This is a genomic window from uncultured Desulfosarcina sp., assembly GCF_963664155.2.
GTDB lineage: Bacteria > Desulfobacterota > Desulfobacteria > Desulfobacterales > Desulfosarcinaceae > Desulfosarcina.
This window is the reverse complement of the sequence record NZ_CAXXXH010000001.1, coordinates 576,127-592,296: the sequence shown is the minus strand read 5'-3', so window position 1 is coordinate 592,296 and position 16,170 is coordinate 576,127. Positions and strand designations below refer to the sequence as shown.

Annotated in this window: 13 protein-coding genes; 10 read left to right on the top strand and 3 right to left on the bottom strand. The window is 56.3% G+C overall.

Annotated elements, in window-relative coordinates:
- Positions 1–5: 5 nt before the first annotated feature.
- From ACHZBS_RS02735 to ACHZBS_RS02720, 4 genes are all read left to right on the top strand, one after another.
- The gene (locus ACHZBS_RS02735) at positions 6–1,220 is read left to right on the top strand and encodes an aspartate kinase (protein ID WP_319404997.1); all 1,215 of its coding nucleotides are present in this window, start codon (positions 6–8) and stop codon (positions 1,218–1,220) included.
- 45 nt (positions 1,221–1,265) lie between these two features.
- Positions 1,266–2,072, top strand: coding sequence for an alpha/beta fold hydrolase (locus tag ACHZBS_RS02730; protein WP_319404996.1), 807 nt, complete (start codon positions 1,266–1,268; stop codon positions 2,070–2,072).
- A gap of 152 nt (positions 2,073–2,224) precedes the next feature.
- Positions 2,225–4,153, top strand: a complete 1,929-nt coding sequence (locus tag ACHZBS_RS02725; protein WP_319404995.1) for an FAD-dependent oxidoreductase — start codon at positions 2,225–2,227, stop codon at positions 4,151–4,153.
- 383 nt (positions 4,154–4,536) lie between these two features.
- A complete protein-coding gene (locus tag ACHZBS_RS02720; RefSeq protein WP_319404994.1) occupies positions 4,537–6,285 on the top strand; it encodes a transposase in 1,749 nt (582 codons plus the stop codon).
- Here the strand turns inward: ACHZBS_RS02720 and nudC are convergent.
- Positions 6,264–7,070, bottom strand: a complete 807-nt coding sequence (nudC, locus tag ACHZBS_RS02715; RefSeq protein WP_319404993.1) for an NAD(+) diphosphatase — start codon at positions 7,068–7,070, stop codon at positions 6,264–6,266. The genes ACHZBS_RS02720 and nudC overlap by 22 nt on opposite strands.
- A gap of 63 nt (positions 7,071–7,133) precedes the next feature.
- Entirely contained in the window at positions 7,134–8,549 is a 1,416-nt protein-coding gene (locus ACHZBS_RS02710) for a sigma-54 dependent transcriptional regulator (protein ID WP_319404992.1), read from the bottom strand.
- A gap of 434 nt (positions 8,550–8,983) precedes the next feature.
- Here ACHZBS_RS02710 and ACHZBS_RS02705 point away from each other — a divergent pair, with 434 nt between their 5' ends.
- The 6 genes from ACHZBS_RS02705 (at position 8,984) to ACHZBS_RS02680 (ending at position 15,225) form a co-directional block, all read left to right on the top strand.
- Positions 8,984–9,175 (top strand): hypothetical protein, encoded by a 192-nt coding sequence (locus tag ACHZBS_RS02705; RefSeq protein ID WP_319404991.1) that lies wholly within the window; start codon positions 8,984–8,986, stop codon positions 9,173–9,175.
- A 45-nt stretch (positions 9,176–9,220) separates the two neighbouring features.
- Entirely contained in the window at positions 9,221–10,192 is a 972-nt protein-coding gene (locus ACHZBS_RS02700) for a GNAT family N-acetyltransferase (protein WP_319404990.1), read from the top strand.
- Entirely contained in the window at positions 10,179–11,444 is a 1,266-nt protein-coding gene (locus ACHZBS_RS02695) for an ATP-grasp domain-containing protein (protein WP_319404989.1), read from the top strand. The genes ACHZBS_RS02700 and ACHZBS_RS02695 overlap by 14 nt, the downstream gene beginning before the upstream one ends.
- Before the next feature lie 12 nt (positions 11,445–11,456).
- Positions 11,457–12,755, top strand: coding sequence for a decarboxylase (locus ACHZBS_RS02690; protein WP_319404988.1), 1,299 nt, complete (start codon positions 11,457–11,459; stop codon positions 12,753–12,755).
- A gap of 39 nt (positions 12,756–12,794) precedes the next feature.
- On the top strand, positions 12,795–13,511 hold the full coding sequence (locus ACHZBS_RS02685; RefSeq protein WP_319404987.1) for a C39 family peptidase: 717 nt from the start codon (positions 12,795–12,797) through the stop codon (positions 13,509–13,511).
- 139 nt (positions 13,512–13,650) lie between these two features.
- On the top strand, positions 13,651–15,225 hold the full coding sequence (locus ACHZBS_RS02680; protein WP_319404986.1) for an MBL fold metallo-hydrolase RNA specificity domain-containing protein: 1,575 nt from the start codon (positions 13,651–13,653) through the stop codon (positions 15,223–15,225).
- Between the two features lie 22 nt (positions 15,226–15,247).
- Here ACHZBS_RS02680 and ACHZBS_RS02675 read toward each other — a convergent pair whose 3' ends face one another.
- Positions 15,248–16,168 (bottom strand): DUF3786 domain-containing protein, encoded by a 921-nt coding sequence (locus ACHZBS_RS02675; protein WP_319404985.1) that lies wholly within the window; start codon positions 16,166–16,168, stop codon positions 15,248–15,250.
- Positions 16,169–16,170 lie beyond the last annotated feature (2 nt).

The window sequence follows — 16,170 nt, the reverse complement described above, 5'->3', positions numbered from 1 at the left end:
TCGCCATGACCTGTATCGTGCAAAAATTCGGCGGCAGCAGTCTGTCCGATGTCGAAAAGATCATGAAGGTGGCGGGCATGATCGCCCGGGCAAAAAAACAGGGTATGGACGTGGCCGCGGTGGTTTCGGCCATGGGCAAAACCACCAACCAGCTGGTGGAGATGGCCCGCAGCATTTCATCGAAGCCGCCGAGGCGGGAGATGGACATGCTGCTGAGTACGGGCGAGCGTATCACCATGTCTCTGCTGTGCATGGCCCTGAACGAAATGGGTGTCCAGTCGGTCTCTCTGACCGGATCCCAGTGCGGCATTATCACCAACCACCGCCACAATGATGCCCAGGTGATCGAAGTGCGCCCCTTTCGGGTGCTGGATGAAATGGCCGAAGGCAAGGTCGTGGTGGTGGGCGGATTCCAGGGGGTGAGCTATAAACGGGATATTACTACCCTGGGGCGGGGAGGATCGGACACCACGGCAGTGGCCCTTGCCGCCGCCCTTGACGCCGAACACTGTGAAATATACTCGGATGTGGACGGGGTATACTCCGCCGATCCTTCCTCGGTGGCCGATGCCCGACATTTGCCGGAAGTCTCATATCCGGTGATGCAGGAGATGAGTGCCGCCGGTGCAAAGGTGCTCAACGCCCAGGCGGTCCAGTTTGCCAAGGAAAAACAGATCGCCATTTATGCGGGCAGCACCTTTGATCGGCGACGGGAAACGGTGGTGAGGAAATTCCAACCGGGGAAGGTGGCCGGTGTTCAGGCGGTGGTCAGCGAGGCGGCGATCACACGGGTCCGCATCAGCGGAGATCTGGCACTGGCCGGATTCAAAAAGGCGTTGGACTTTCTGGAGCGGGAACAGGTGCCGGTAAAGGAGATTCATGCCGCCGACATTCCCGCCGATTCCGATCCACCGCGGGTTTCTTTTGTAGTCTCCTCACCCAATGTTTACGGCTGGGAAGCGATCCGGAAGCGGCTGGCCCGGCAGTTGGGCAACGCCGTCCGTTTCGATACGCACCTGGGGGCATTGTCACTCATCGGGGAGGGGCTCAACCGGACCAACGCCACCCTGATCGAGGCCCTGGATTTGCTGGACCGTCATGACATCGCGGTTGCCGGTATCACCACCACCTCCTTTCGCATTTCACTGCTGGTCCCCCGGGAGAAAGTCGACGCCGGCGTGCGCCTGTGTCACGAGCATTGGATTTCTAAGATGGAATAGAACTGGCTGGATCTACCCCTCACAACGGGTTGGTGTCGATCGGCAATGATTAAGATGATATTGGAAACCGTTAAAATCCTTGTTGTTTTTTTCGCTGGGGCATGCCTGCTGCTCTACCTTTTCCAGGGCAGAATGATCTTTTTCCCCCAACCGACCGCACCGGAAAATCTGTCCCGATATGCCGGGAACGAGATCCGTCTGCACCACGGGAATGTCATCCTTACCGGCTGGTTCTTTAAAAATGAAATCGGTCCGGGCAGCCCGCTGGTGATCTACTATGGGGGAAACGCCGAGGATGTAACCCTCAATTTCGCGGACCTCGGGCGGTTCCAGAACCGTTCCTTCCTTTTCATGAACTATCGCGGGTACGGCGACAGCGGCGGCAAACCATCTGAAGCGGCGTTGCTGGCCGATGCCGTGTTAGTGTTCGATCACATGCTGGCAACCGAAGGCATCGATCCGGCCCATGTGGTGCTCATGGGCCGCAGCCTGGGTTCGGGGGTTGCGGTTCACGTGGCGGCCAAACGCAAGGTGGGCGGGATTATCCTGATCACCCCGTTCGACACTCTGGTCAATGTGGCCAGGGCACACTATCCGATCTTTCCGGTGGGATTGCTGCTCAGACACCGCTTCGATTCTGCAGCCTTGGCACCGGGCATCACCACACCGGCCCTTTTTCTGACTGCCTCCGACGACCACGTGGTGCCGGTCCGGTTTGCCAAAAGCCTGGAATCGGCGTGGGGCGGCCCGACCACCGCCGTTAGGGTGGAGGGGACCGAGCATAATTCAATAGAAACATCACCGGTTTATTGGGATGCGGTCAATGCATACCTCTCTTCTCACCGCCAATGAGGGCCTGCCCGGAAACCGGACACTCATGGCGGACGTTATCGCCGAATGGGTGGCCGATTGACGGGCCGATCCAAAAGTTGTATATCTCCATTCCATATATAAGACCGACCGGTTTTATTTTTTAAACGGCCGACCCTTTTCCGGAGACTTCCATGACCATCCTGAAACATCTTTTTTCCCCCATTCAGATCGGACGCATGACGGCCAAGAACCGATTGCTCATGTCGGCCATGAGCATTAACTTCGGCGTGGATGAAAACGGCTATGTCACCGACCAGTTGACCGGCTACCTGGCAGCCCGGGCCAAAGGGGGCGCCGGCATGATCCTGGTGGGTGGTGGCGGTGTACATCCCACGGGCCTGGAGCTTCCCGGCCTGCCCGCCCTGTGGGACGACGCCTGCATCCCGGCCCTGAAAAAGATGGTGGATGCGGTCAAGCCATTCGATACCTGCTTTGGTGTTCAACTGATGCATGGAGGGCGGCAATCCTACCACGACCGGAAGGTGGCGCCGTCGCCCATCCCTGCGCCGGCCGTGGTGAAGGGGATTCCCAAGGAACTGACCATCGAAGAGATTGCCGAATTGGTGTCGTCCTTTGGCGACGCGGCTCGGCGTTGCCGCGATGCCGGGTTTGATTTCGTCGAAGTCCATGGCGCCCACGGATATCTGATCAACCAGTTTCTTGCTTCCAATTCCAATCATCGTGACGATCAATACGGCGGCCGTTTCGACAACCGCATCCGCTTCTTTCTGGAGCTGCTGGCTGACATCAAAGCCAAGGCCGGTGCCGATTTTCCCGTGGGGCTGCGCATCAACGGCGAAGACTACATCGACGGCGGATGGACCATAGACGATGCCCTGCGCCTGGCGCCGATCCTGGAAGGGAACGGCGCCGACTATCTGCATGTATCGGCCGGGGTGTATGGCTCCACCCAGCTGACCATTCCCTCCATGTATGTGGAACACGGCTGCTTCGTTCACCTGGCCGAAGCCGTGAAGCGGGTGGTGCGCATTCCCGTGGTGGGGGTGGGCCGGATCAAGAGCCCGGAGCTGGCCGACCGCATCCTCAAAGAAGGGCGGGCGGATGTGGTGGCCATGGGCCGGGCCCTGATCGCCGATCCCCTGCTGCCGGAAAAAGCCCTCGCCGGGAATCTGAATGCCATTCGTCCGTGCATCGGCTGCTGCCTGGGCTGCATTCATGCGGTGCTGGCCCTGGAACCCGGTTCATGTGTGGTCAATCCCGATGTGGGGCGAGAATACTTAATGGATAGGGATGAAAAAACCGCTTCGCCGAAGTCGGTGCTGGTGGTGGGTGCCGGACCCGCCGGACTGGCCGCAGCCCGGATGGCAGCCATACGCGGGCACCGGGTGACCATTGCCGAGGAGAAGGGCAGCGTCGGCGGACTTTTACGGCTGGCCGCCATTCCGCCCGGCCGGGGAGAGATCATGGACGTGGTCGATTTTCTCACCCGGGAAATTGAACGACTGGGTGTCGCCCTGCGGCTCAACACCAAGCTGGATGAGACACTGCTGGACCAGGTAAAGCCCGAGGCCGTGATCCTGGCCTCTGGCAGCCTGCCGGACATGCCCATCATCAAGGGATTGTTCACCACCGGGATGGACCTGTGCACGGTGACCGAAGTGCTGGAGGGAAAGATCACCGGCGACCGGGTGATCATCATCGGCGGCGGTCAGGCCGGACTGGTGACGGCGGATTTTCTGGCGGAGAAGGGCAGGGAGGTGGCGGTTCTCAACCGAAAGCGCCACTTTGCCGAGGAGATGTCCAGCAATGATCGATTCTACCTGAGAGAGCGGCTTAAACGCGACACCGTTCATCTGTTCAAGCAGGCGGCGGTCAAGACATTCACCGACGATGGTGTGGTGTTTACCTCCGCCGGCAATTCGGTGACCCTCGAAGGCTACGATACCGTGGTGGTGGCCGAAGCCATGACCCCGGTGCGCGACGCCAAGCCGATGCTGGATCGCCGGAATATCGATGTCTACGTCATCGGAGATGCCAAGACTCCGCGAAATCTGATGCTGGCCCAGAGCGAGGCCGAGGAGATCGGCCGGACGATCTGATCACACCGTCGATCAAATAAATTGACCCGACCGATACCTGAATTGACAGAAATGAGTCAGAGCCTCGTTTGAAAAATAATGGCATCACAACACCTTCAATGGTATTGATATTTGCAGGATCGTGGGAGTGATCTGCGGTTTTCAAAACACGGATCCATTATTGATAAGAGGGAACGAAAACTATCCTTTGGATCTCTGGGCTTCACATTTGAGAGAACCAGTCGATCAATTGCCTGGCAATACTAATTTTGATGGACCGGTAAAAACTCTTATCAACCTATCCAACTGAAAATATTGTTAAAATACAAAAACAGACATTGCCTTCTCCAACCTGATATGATATGAAATGTATCATATTTACAGCACGTTAACATGGAGAAGACATGATTCGTATTAAGAACCACAAACAACGACAACTGTTCGATCCGTGGCGTCATTTAAGTCCAAAACGGCGTAAAATGCTTGAGGAGGACTGGCCAGGTCTTTTTCGGGAACATCTGCTGGAGGAACTTCCCGTCGATCAGATGCTGCCGCATTTTACGGATGGCATCGGAAGACCCAGCAAGGAACTATACACCGTGCTGGGTGTGCTTCTTCTCCAGCAGACCATGGATCTGACCGACAAGGCCGCCATCGAACAGCTTGCATTCAATATCCAGTGGCATTACGCCCTTAACATCCCGGAAGAGAGCGATGATGCCAAAACCATCAGTGAAAAGACCCTTTACTCAATGCGCCAGGTGATGATCGATAATCATCTTGACGAGACCATGTTTGATGCCATCGCCGACAAACTGGCCGTGGTGTTCGGTGTCGATACCAAAGACCAGCGCATCGATTCGGTGCACATCAAATCCAATATGCGCAGGCTCGGACGGATCAGTATTTTCAGCCAGACGATCTTTAAATTTCTGGTCAACCTCAAACGCCATCATCGGATGCTTTTCGATGCCATCGATGAGAAGGTCATCGCGCGCTATTGGGGGAAAAAAGCCCTGGCCGCCTTTTCCATGATCAAGCCATCAGGATCCGAGAAGACACTGAAAACCGTCAGCACCGACTTGTTCGATCTCATCGAGCAGTTCAAGGATCAGCCACAGGTTTGTTCCATGCACAGCTACAAACTGATGCAACGGGTGCTGGCCGAGCAGTGTAGCCTGAGCAGCGATACTGACGGCAGCAAGGTGACCGTCAAAAAGCCCGCCGATATACCGGCTGATTCGTTACAGAACCCCTCGGACCCGGATGCTACCTACAGTGGACACAAGGGGCAGGGATATCAGGTTCAGGTCATGGAGACTTTTGACCGCGGTGAAGACAACGCCGAGAAGCAGCAGCGGTTGAATCTGATCACCCACGTGAATGTACAAACGGCCTGTGAGCACGACGCCCACGCGTTGGCCCCAGCCATCGCTGACACCCGGGTGCGGGGTGTTGGCCCCAAGAAATTGCTGGCCGACACGCTTTACGGCAGTGACACCAATGATCGGATTGCCCAAGTAGCAACGGTTGAACTGGTTGCCCCGACGCATAAGGGCCGCAGTAAAGAAGATCTGTTGAGCCAATTTCGTTTCAACAAAAAAGGCCTGGTTACCCAATGCCCTGCCGGATATCGTCCAGAGAATACGTCACCAAAAACGAAACGATCCAACTTCGGCGCCGGTTTTGACCTGCAACGCTGTCTGGCCTGCCCCATGTTGCCCCAATGTCCGGTAAAGCCCGGCAAGAAGAAGGCGTATCTTCGCTACAGCGAAAAGCGCTACCGTCTGGCAAAACGGCGAGCGCTGGAAGCCAGTGCAGCGTTCATTGATGACTATCGCTGGCGGGCCGGCGTGGAAGCAACCATGAGTGAGTTCGATCGACGAACCGGAGTAAAGAAACTCAGGGTCCGGGGGATGCCGGCCGTGCGGTTTTACGCCAGAATGAAGGCCACCGGCTTAAACATCCTTCGCGCAGGAGCCGCCCGCAAGGCCAGAAGAAAGGCCTGGGCGGCCAATGGTGCCTATATTGGCCATGTGGATACCTTTATCCATGCTGTCAAAGAGCGAATCCAACGATTTATAGAAGATCTTGGATCTGTTTTTCTCAATCCGACTCAGGCCGCCGATAGTTATCGAAATATGGCGGCGTGAGTTTTTACGGGTCCATCAATTTTGGGTGGTATCTGGGGGAGTTCCTCTTTTGAAAACCATGCGGCTTCGATGATTTCCGAGCCATCAATTACAATTTCCCCGGCAGCATAATCCGATACGAATGCAATCATGAGAGAGTCGGGAAAAGGCCAGGGCTGGCTGCCGAAGTATCGAACGTTTTTGACGGTAATGCCGACCTCTTCTTTAATTTCTCTTTTAACGCATTCCTCCAATGATTCCCCGGGTTCCACAAAACCTGCCAGAACGCTGTAAAAAGGCCCCTTAAAATGTCGGTTGCGGGATAGGAGAATCCGGTTGTCTTTAAGAATCGCTACGATGACAGCTGGGGATAGGCGAGGGTAATTGATATGTTGGCATCGGGGACATATCTTTGCCCGTTCGTCCGTTTTATCTTCAGTTTCCTGACCGCATTTTCCGCAATATCGGTGAGTAAGATGCCAATGCAACAACTGATTGCCCCGGCCCGCAATCCAGATTAATGGTTCCGGAATTAATCCGAAAAGCGTCCGCAAATGGGTTAGTTTGAAATTTGCATCAAAGGAACTACCCGTTTCCAGCGCACCTGCGTAGCATGGCTGCCCGTCCAGGGATCCCAGATACAATTTATAGGAGAGTGAGATTTGAAGGGCTTCCAGGTCAGCTGCATCCGGGATACTGAACCGATCTGCATTGATTTTGGTTAGTAGACAGCCATTGTCGAAGATGAACCAGAGAGCGGGGCCAGACTGACTGCGTGTAGGTTTGAAATCCGGCTTAAAAATCATTTTAACTGTTTCGCTTCTTCCTTTTGATTTTCTAAAACCCAGTACCGAAACCTTAACAGGCGGTCATGGTTTGAAATCCTCTTTTCGCAGGCCGAGGCGCTTCATTTTGTTGTAGAGGCCCCGGGTGTGGATCCCGGCGATTCGGGCTGCCTGGTTGACGCGGCCCCCGGTTTTGGACAGAGCGCGTTCGAGGTACATGCGTTCCACCTGGTCCAGGACTTCCTGTTGGACTTCTGGAAGCGTTTTGCTCAAGAGGCCATCTGTTCCCAGCAGGTTTTCCGGTAAAAACTTTCCAATATCGGCGGCATCGCCATGAAAGACGTTGGGCAGTTCAGTCATGCCGATCTCATGGTTGCGGCACAGCAGCATGGCCCGCTCGATGACATTCATCAATTCACGCACGTTGCCCGGCCAATCATAGCTGCACAGGGCATTGAGGGCCCGTTCTGAAAAGCCGCTGATTTCCCGACCGATTTTGTAGCGGAACAGGGTCGTAAACCGCCGCACCATCGTGGGGATATCTTCCTTGCGATGGCGAAGGGGCGGTATCGTCAGCATTAAAACGCTCAGGCGGTAGTAAAGGTCCTGCCTGAATGCTCCCTGAGCGGCAGCCGCTTCCAGGTCCCTGTTGGTTGCCGCGATCACCCGCACATCCAGTTCGATGATGTTCTCTCCGCCCAAAGGCTTTACTTCATAATCCTGCAGTACGCGAAGCAGCTTGGTCTGAAGATGCAGCGGCATTTCACCAATTTCATCCAGGAAGATGGTTCCGCTGTGGGCGAGTTCAAAGGCTCCGCGGCGATAGCGGACCGCACCGGTAAAGGCTCCCTGCTCGTGGCCGAACAGTTCGCTTTCGAGAAGATTTTCGGGCATGGCCGCCATGTTGATCGAAATAAAGGGGCCGATGGACCTCGGGCTCTGCGCATGAATGGCTTTGGCCAGGTGTTCTTTGCCCACACCGGTTTCACCGGTGAGCAGAATGGGGGAGTCGCTGGGGATGACCTGGTTGACCTCTTCGATAAAGACCTGCATGGCCTGACTTTCCATGACAAAGTCCGAAAGCTTCGGCTCAACGATGCCCCGTCGGTCAAAGCGTTTGCGTTGGATGAACTGGCGCCGGGATTCCAGTGCCGAATCGATAGCCTCGTAAATACTGGTTTTTGACAAACCCGAGTAGAGCACGACATCAGCTCCGGCGGCGGCAAGCTGGGCATGCTCTTCCAACGAGGGACTGCCGTGAATGATGATCGTGGTGGGACTTTCCGGCAGTTCGTTGAGAATGGCGATTCCGTTGTCAACCGGACGAAGAACGAAGGCTTCGCTGATGACGATGACATCTATCCCGCTGTGCAAGGCATTCTGCCATACCGAACGGGGCGGGCCGAAAACCTCGACCCGCACATCGGGGGCCGACAGTTTCTTTGCCAGATAGCTCTGCAGGCGGGTGTCCTTAATGGCTAACCCTACTCGGATAAGCATGCTTGGATCTCCATCATGACGGTATTTTGGTGTCTATTCGAGAGAAACACCATTATTGGTTTGTTCATTTAAAAAAAGCAAAAAAATACCGAAAAAAGTTTTAACCAGTGGATCGCAGGAAACTATAATGTTGTATAATCAATTAATTTAATTTAAAAAAAAATAATTGTAAATACCGAACTAACCGGTGGGGAAAGGCGGTACCCGTGAATGGGGTTAAAAAAAGAATAATTATACCTGAAAATATATAAAAAAGAACCAATATGCCGAAAAAAGGGAAAATAAATCATCCCGAAATCGGCTGAATATTGTGAATTTATAAATAATACATATAGTTAAAATAACATTGATGCTGTGGCACACTCTGTGCTGATCGTAAAACGGTTCGGGTTTTGAAAATGATGACTAACTCTGATGAAGGAAATGGTGTCGCAATGACCAGGCAGGAAGACGACGAACGCTATGAAAACGGGAAAGACACGCCGCCCAGGCGTCCCCAGCGGACCAAGTTCAGGGAGTTCGACGAGGATGAGAATGAGACTGCACTCAGGGAAAAGCGTTCCAGCAAACGTTCCCATCGCCGGAAAACGGGCAAAGACGATGTCTGGCCCGATGCTAACGATTGAACCGGCACCCCGACCATTCGACCTTTTTCAACAGGAGTGCGTTCCATGATTGACGTCAGCGTCAGCAGCGATCTGGAAGAAATCCATCGGTTGTGGCAGCGGCACTGGCCCCAAACGTGCCTATTCGATCTGTGGCCGGTGAGAGCCTGCTTCCAGAGACGGTTTCAGCACACCCCTCATTTTCTGGTTGCCGAAAGGCAAGGGGCATTTTGCGGGTTGCTGGCGCTCAGTTGGATTGATGAGGAGCAGTATTTCGGGCATTTCCCAGGAGAATTGTGGCATGGCAAGACCTGGCTGGAGCAGAACCGGGTCCTCGTTGCGGATGAACAAGCATTCGATGCCCTGTGGGAGGCGGTTCCCGATGTGGCCCAGATTCGTTATCTGCGTCCGGATGGATATCTGCCGGAGGGTGCATCGGTCACCATGGACGAAATCGGTTATCTTTTCCGGCCGCCCCTGTATGGGTACGATTTCAAGATGTATATGGAGCAATTTTCCGGTAAATCGAGAAAAAAGATTCGCTGTGAGATCGACCGGCTTCAGGCGAGGGGCGTATCTTACCGCTACGATTGCCTGGCAGACGTCGACCATTTATTCAGCCTGAATCTGGAGATTTTTCGAGAAGATTCCTATTTCAGCGATCCACGTTTTCTGGGCGCATTCGAGGACCTCGTCAAATGGCTGCACAGCCATAACCTGTTGCGCGTTACCGCAGTGCTCGTCGGTGGCGAGCTGGCCGCGGTGGATATCGGTGCGGTCTGGAACGGCACCTATACGGTGGTGGCAGGAGGAACCTGCGGCGATTTTCCCGGGGTTGCCAAGCTGATCAATTTCCACCACCTGGAATGGGCCTGCCAGCAGCATCTGCGTGCAGTGGATTTCCTTTGCGGCGAATTCAACTGGAAGAATCGGTTCCACCTGACGCCCCGCCCGCTGTATAAAATGTCCAAGTTTATTGCCATTGAGGGTGCACAGACACCGGTTTATGCATCGGACCTGATCTGTGCCACCGGCTGACCCAAAGGTCCTTGTTGTCGGCACCACCGCGGACTATATCGAATGGATTCGGACGTGCCGTCCGGGACAGGTACTCTTCCTGACCGATCCTGGTGTGCGGCGTGAGGCGGATCAACCGACGCCCTCGCCGGATGAAGAGATCCTGTGCGACCTGGCCGATGAACCCCGGGTCTTTGAAGTGCTGGCGCACCACCTGCATGAACGGCGCATGGGGCTGGGAGGGGTGGCCTGCTACGATTGCGAATCGATGGCCCTTGCTGCCCGTCTGGCCGAAGAATACCGCCTGCCTTACCCCAGCGTGCAGGCAGTCAACAACTGCCGCGACAAGTACCGCTCCAGAATGCTCTGGAAGGAGCATCACCTTGATACCCCCGACGCTAGAATGATCCAATCGGCGGGCGACGCTATCCAATTTTTCCGGGAAACGGGCGGACCCTGCGTGTTGAAGCCTGTCAGCGGCAGCGGCAGTGAGCTTATTTTCAGGTGCGACAGCGAGGCGGACTGCGAGCGGTATTACCGGCGGATCGTCCACGGGCTGACGCAACGTCTGAATCACCGCCTGTACCAACCCTTCGCCGAGGTCGGCGCCGACATTTTGGCAGAGGCGTACGTCGGCGGTGAAGAATACAGTTGTGATTTCGTGCTGGAAAACAATCGTGTGACGCTGATCCGTCTGACCCGCAAGGTCCTTTTTCCCCAGGATCCTTTCGGAACGGCCAAAGCCTACATCCTGTCGGGCGTCTGGCCCGACGCAATCGATGCCGGCGAACTGGAGCGGACGTTGGTCCGGAGCGCCGGGGCTTTGGGAATTCAGCGGGCCGTCTGCATGCTGGACTTTATCGTTCATAACGGAAAGATGGTATTGCTGGAGATGGCCCCCCGGCCCGGCGGCGACTGCCTGCCGTCCCTGGTGCGCCAGTGCTACCAGGTGGATGTGCTGCAGCTGGTTCAGGATTTCTCCCGACGAAAACCGCTGGTATTGAATCTGCCGGCCAACCCTCGGCCGATGGTCGGTCTGCGGCTGCATGCCGCTCGGGAGGGTACGCTGGTGAGCCTTGACGCCCGCGAGCTGAGACGCGATTCCCGTGTGCAGGAGATCCACCTGATCCGCCAACCGGGCCATCGCATAAAACGGCCCCCGGAAGACTACGATGCCTGGCTGCTGGGGCATATCATTTTTGTACCCGACGATGATGAGGTTCCCGACCAGTGCAGGGACCTTTGCGATAAGCTGGCGATCAAAGTTGCGTGAGAGGTGATGCGCATGGATCCATCTGAATGGTTGCCGATGGTAAAGGCGAAAATGGCCGGCACCTCTCCGTTGCTGGCTCCAAAACAGCTGCAAGCCTTTGTCAGCTATTATTTTGACCGACGCGACCTCTATCTTGACGTTCTCAAGACGCACCCGGCACCGCTTTATCTCCAGGAATCCTCGGTATTAAGGGCCAGGGCCGCCCAGATGAAGCGGGCTTTCGAACATCGGCTGCCCGAGGTGGCGTTTTATTTTGCGGTAAAAAGCAACAACCATCCCCATGTAGCCGGCGTCCTGATCGACGAGGGGTTCGGCCTGGATGTCTCCAGTGGACAGGAACTGGAGTCCGCTCTTTTTCTGGGTGCTCCCGACATTGTATTCAGCGGTCCGGGAAAGACCCTCCAGGAATTGCGTCTGGCGGTGTCTCATGCCGACCGCGTGGTGATCCTGATAGACAGCTTCGGCGAACTGGAACGACTGGGGCCGCTGGCAGCCGAAGTGGACGCCACGATTCGCTGCGGGGTGCGGTTGACCGTAAACCCTACCGGTTTATGGCGCAAATTCGGCATTCCCATGACTGATTTGCCGGCTTTTATGGACGCCGTCCGGCGATATCCCCGAGTGCACCTTTCAGGACTCCAGTTTCACACCAGTTGGAACCTTTCGCCGGCGCCTCAGATCGCCTTCATCCGTGAGCTGGGGGAGATGCTGGCGGCCATGCCGGCGGAGGCGAGAGGGTCGATTGAATTTATCGATATCGGCGGCGGATACTGGCCGGAACAGGGAGAATGGCTTCAGGCGGCCGGAACGCCGGAGGGAAAGCTGCGCGATGCGCTGGATCTACCGGCCGGAGGCGTCGACGCCCATTTCCATCTGCCGTCGACGCCCATCGAAGGATTTGCCGAGGCACTCAGTGACGCGATTCGCACCCACCTGCTGTCGTCCGTTTCCTGCCGGATCTGCCTGGAGCCCGGCCGCTGGATATGCAACGATGCCGTACAGCTGCTGCTTTCGGTGGTCGACAAAAAAGCGCCGGACCTGGTGATCACCGATGCCGGGACCAACACGATCGGATGGGAGCGGTTCGAGACCGACTATTTCCCGGTGCTGAACCTGACCCGTCCGTCGCCGGTGGAAAAACCCTGCCATATCCTCGGATCCCTGTGCACCCCGCACGACGTATGGGGCTACACCTATTTTGGCTCGGACATCCAGCCGGGCGATATTCTGATGATCCCTACCCAGGGTGCTTATACCTACAGCCTGAGACAAACCTTCATAAAACCGCTGCCGTGTGTTATTACTCTCTAAAAGCCATTTGATTAAAAACAAACTAATTGCTCGGCAGCCATGACGACAGCCCTTCACTTCGATATCCGCCCCCAACCGGACAACACCACCTGCGGACCCACATGCTTGCATGCCGTTTACCGGTATTTCGATGACCCGATAGACCTGTCGCGGGTCATTGACGAAGTCCCCACGCTGGAAGGGGGCGGCACCCTGTCCGTCTATCTGGCCAGCCATGCCCTGCGCCGCGGATACCGGACCACCATTATCCCCTACAACCTGCAGATCTTCGATCCGACCTGGTCCACTGTCCCGCCAGGCGACATCGCCGAGAAGCTCCGACGGCAGTGTGCCATCAAATCGGGTCTGCCGGGATTCGAACAGGTGACGGAGGCTTACCTGGAATATCTTCGGCTCGGCGGCCGTCTGACGTTTGAGGTGTTGACCGTTGCACTGATCCGGAAATATCTCAAACGCGGTATCCCGGTAATGACTGGTCTGAGCGCCACCTACCTCTATAACTCGGCCCGGGAATACGATCTTGACGGGAGGGTGGTTTACGATGATGTCCGCGGCGAATCCGTCGGCCACTTCGTCGTCCTGGCCGGCTACAATCGGGAAACCCGGCGCGCCTGGGTGGCCGATCCGTTTCTGCCGAATCCCCTGGCGGACGGGCAGCACTATTGCGTCGATATCGATCGTCTGGTGTGCGCCATCATGCTCGGGATCCTGACCAATGACGGCGACTTGCTCATCATTCAGCCGAAACGGAAGTAAAACAATGTGCCCTGTCAAGTCAAGGGAGCGCATTTGAGGTCAATTTTTTGTTCCTTGTAATTTTGCCCCGGATGGTCAATAGTGGTCGCTGCTTTCAACGGGCTGATATCAAGAGAAAAACGATGAAAGGAGCGCTGGAATGCACATCACGTTTTACGGGGCGGTAAGGGAAGTGACCGGGTCAATGCACCTGTTGAGTACGGACCATGATCGTATTCTGCTGGACTGCGGCATGTATCAGGGGCGGCGTAAAACCGCTGCCGAAAAGAACCGGGTGCTGCCTTTCGATCCGGGCCTCCTTACCAACATGGTGCTGTCACACGCCCACATCGATCACTCCGGTCGTATCCCCCTGATTACCCGAAATGGATTCAATGGACGGATCTACTGTACCCGGGCGACGGTCGATGCCTGTGGCTACCTGCTTCCAGATTCGGCCCACATTCAGGAGAGCGACGCCGAATACCTGAACTACAAGACGGTACGCTCCGCCTTGTCCCAGATGCGGCCCGGCGAAGACGGCCATACATCCAAGCGGGATCTTCAAGAGATCAAGCGGCTGCTGAAAAAAGAAAAGCACGGGCTCAACGCTGAGGTGATCGGCGATTACATCAAACGCTTCCATCTGGAAAGGGTGGAACCGCTTTACACCACCGCCGACGCGGACCATGCCCTCAAGGCCTTCGAAGGCATTCCCTATCGCAGCCCGGTGACCATCGGCAAAAAGATTTCCTGTACCCTTTTCGAAGCCGGCCATATTCTAGGCTCCGCCATCTCCATAATCCGTTACGATGACAACGGCAACTCCCGCACTGTCTGCTTTTCGGGTGATATCGGCCGCTACGGAAAGCCCATATTGCGGGATCCGGCCAGTCATTTCGACGGGCTCGGCAGTGACGTGGACCTCATGATCATGGAAAGCACTTACGGCAATCGGGACCACGAACCGGTGATCGATCTGCGCCCCCGGCTTAAACAAGTTCTCAACGAGACCTTCGATCAGGGCGGTACGGTGCTCATCCCCTCCTTTGCCTACGGCCGGACCCAGGAACTGCTCTACGTGATCCACGAGCTTTACGATGACGGGGAAGTGCCCAGGATGCCGGTATACGTGGACAGCCCCCTGGCTACCAACATCACCAAAGTGTTCGGCGAACACCCGGAGGTTTACGACAGGGAAACCCACGAGACTTTCCTGCAGCAGGGCAAGAATCCCTTTGCCTTCCGGCAGGTGCAGTTTACCGAAAGCGTCGAGGCGTCCATGGCGCTCATGCGCGAAGAAAAACCCCACATCGTCATCTCCGCGTCGGGCATGTGCGAGGCCGGGCGCATCCTGCACCATCTGCGCTACAAGATCCACCATCCCAAAAACACGATTCTTATTGTGGGTTACATGGCCAACCATACATTGGGAAGGCGCATCCTCGAGCAGGGAACGGCCTACGAAGAATCGGGCCGGAAGGGGGAGCCCCCCATCGTCAAGATCCTCAACAAGGAGTATCCGCTGAAGGCACGGGTGGTCAAGATCGGCGGGTTTTCCGCCCATGGGGACCGCAACGAGATGCTCCGGTTTCTGAAGCAGTCCAACCTGAAGGTCAAACGGATAGCCGTGGTTCACGGCGAAGAGGACCAGAGCCTGGCTTTTGCCGATCTCCTGAAGACCGAGGGCTTCGACGCGGTGGTGCCCCGCGTTGGGGAAACCCTCACCATCTGAAATTCAGTCGAGCTATTGGCCGTTATGCTGCTGTTCCTCTGAGCAGATGGTAGGAGCACAGGGTCACCAGGCACCAGATCGCCGGTGAGGAGAGGACGCTTTCGATGGAGCGGTCGAACAGGATCGAGATTCGGGGAGGGAATTCTTCGTTTCCCTGCCAGAGCAGGTAGTAGACAGGAATCCGCGGAAACGGGGTGAGCCTGATCGCCGCATCGCCCATCTGCTCAATCCGGCCGCCGATATGCCGGCCGGCGGTGGTAAACCCGCTGGGGTCATTGCTGTAGCGCGTCAGCAGCGCCGCCGTCTTCAGCCGGTTTCGGCCCGAAAAGTAGGCGGCGTCCGCCAGATCTTCCGTACCCACCATCTCCCGGCCCAGGGGGTGGAGATGGTTTACCCGGGAAAGATAGTCGAGGACCGTCAACTCCAGCAGCGGCAGCACCAGCTTTTCCCACCCCTGCGCCCGCCTTTCCATCAGACATTGCCTGCGGGTGTCCACGAGAATGTCGCGGTTGAGAAATCGGAACCACAGGTGGCCCGAGCCGGAATCGATATCGGTCAGGGTGAAGTTGGCCACCTGGCCTATATCCCGATCAGCCAGGACATCCCACCAGGAGCCATCGATTTCGATACGCCTGCCCGATGGATCGACAGCCGGGGGCCCCTGGCTCCGCCGGCGCTGCTGCATATCCAGAAAGCCTTTGCCATAGGGGTAGTTCGAGCCGGTGAAATTGTCGCAGGGAAATGACGGGCAGTCCCTGGGGCAGTAATCGATATGATTGAGCCGGGCGCATTCCAAAATGGAGCAGGGATGACCGAATGTGCGCTTCTGGGCGGCACTTTTTCCGGTGGCCAGGTCGCTTCGGCCCGGACCGCAAGAGGAACACTGTCCCAGCAGATTGAGCTGACATACGTCACAGTTGATGCCGCAGGCGCCGGTGGCCATTG